At 68.1% G+C, this 2,035-nt stretch carries 1 protein-coding gene; it reads right to left on the reverse strand.

All coding sequences use genetic code 11. From position 1 onward, the window contains the following. Positions 1-3: 3 nt before the first annotated feature. A partial coding sequence (infB, locus tag ACFTZL_RS44320; protein WP_382596160.1) for a translation initiation factor IF-2 occupies positions 4-2,035 on the reverse strand: 2,032 nt, incomplete at its 5' end.

Here is a 2,035-nt window from a genome sequence, read left to right on the forward strand (position 1 = left end):
GTGTTACACCCGCGGCTTCTCGCGCATCTCGTACGTCGCGATGACGTCGTCGATCTTGATGTCGTTGAAGTTGCCGAGGTTGATACCGCCCTCGAACCCTTCGCGGATCTCGGTGACGTCGTCCTTGAAGCGACGCAGGCCCTCGATGTTGAGGCTCTCCGCGATGACCTTGCCATCGCGCAGCAGGCGGGCCTTGGTGTTCCGCTTGACCTCGCCGGAGCGGATGAGAACACCCGCGATGTTGCCCAGCTTGGACGACTTGAAGACCTCGCGGATCTCCGCCGTGCCGAGCTCGACCTCTTCGTACTCCGGCTTGAGCATGCCCTTGAGGGCCGCCTCGATCTCCTCGATCGCCTGGTAGATGACCGAGTAGTAGCGGACGTCCACACCCTCGCGCTCGGCCATCTGCTGCGCACGCCCGGCGGCGCGCACGTTGAAGCCGATCACGATGGCGTCGGAGCCCATCGCCAGGTCGATGTCGGACTCCGTGACCGCACCGACACCACGGTGCAGGACGCGGATGTCGACCTCTTCGCCGACGTCCAGCTGGAGCAGCGAGGACTCGAGCGCCTCGACGGATCCGGAAGCGTCACCCTTGATGATCAGGTTCAGCTGCTGGACCTCGCCGGCCTTGAGCACCTTGTCCAGGTCCTCCAGCGACACGCGGCGCGTGCGCTTGGCGAACGCGGCGTTGCGCTCACGGGCGGCGCGCTTCTCGGCGATCTGACGAGCCGTACGGTCCTCGTCGACCACCAGGAAGTTGTCGCCCGCACCCGGGACGTTGGTCAGGCCCAGGACCTGAACCGGCGTCGAGGGACCGGCCTCGGCAACGCTGTTGCCGTTGTCGTCGTGCATCGCCCGGACTCGGCCGTACGCGTCGCCGACCACCATGGTGTCGCCGACCCGCAGCGTGCCGCGCTGGACGAGGACCGTCGACACGGCACCACGGCCGCGGTCGAGACGGGACTCGATCGAGATGCCCTGCGCGTCCTGGTTCGGGTTGGCCCGCAGGTCGAGCGAGGCGTCGGCCGTGAGGACCACGGCCTCCAGCAGGGAGTCGATGTGCAGACCCTGCTTGGCGGAGATGTCGACGAACATCGTCTCGCCGCCGTACTCCTCGGCCACCAGGCCGTACTCGGTCAGCTGACCGCGCACCTTGGTCGGGTCGGCACCCTCGACGTCGATCTTGTTGACCGCGACGACGATCGGGACCTCGGCCGCCTTGGCGTGGTTGAGCGCCTCGACCGTCTGCGGCATGACGCCGTCGTTGGCCGCGACGACCAGGATCGCGATGTCGGTCGACCTCGCACCACGGGCACGCATGGCGGTGAACGCCTCGTGACCCGGGGTGTCGATGAAGGTGATCTTGCGCTCTTCCTCGTTGACCTCGGTCGCGACCTGGTAGGCACCGATGTGCTGGGTGATGCCGCCGGCCTCGCCCGCGATGACGTTCGTCTTGCGGATGGCGTCGAGGAGCCGGGTCTTACCGTGGTCGACGTGACCCATGACGGTGACGACGGGCGGGCGGACCATCAGGTCCTCCTCGTCGCCCTCGTCCTCGCCGAACTCGATGTCGAAGGACTCGAGGAGCTCGCGGTCCTCCTCCTCCGGGCTGACGATCTGAACCGTGTAGTTCATCTCGCCGGCGAGGAGGTGCAGCGTCTCGTCGGTGACGGACTGCGTGGCCGTGACCATCTCACCGAGGTTCATCATGACCGCGACGAGCGACGCCGGATTGGCGTTGATCTTCTCCGCGAAGTCGGTGAGGGAGGCACCGCGCGACAGGCGAACGGTCTCGCCGTTGCCGCGAGGCAGCATCACACCGCCGACCGACGGGGCCTGCATGGCCTCGTACTCCTGGCGCCTCTGCCGCTTCGACTTGCGGCCACGACGCGCCGGACCGCCGGGACGGCCGAAGGCACCCTGCGTGCCACCACGGCCACCGGGACCACCCGGACGACCGCCGAAGCCGGGACGACCGCCGCCGCCGGGACCACCCGGACGACCGGCGAAACCGCCGCCACCGCCACCGGGA

This window comes from Streptomyces sp. NPDC056948, assembly GCF_042674225.1.
GTDB classification, from domain to species: domain Bacteria; phylum Actinomycetota; class Actinomycetes; order Streptomycetales; family Streptomycetaceae; genus Streptomyces; species Streptomyces purpurascens.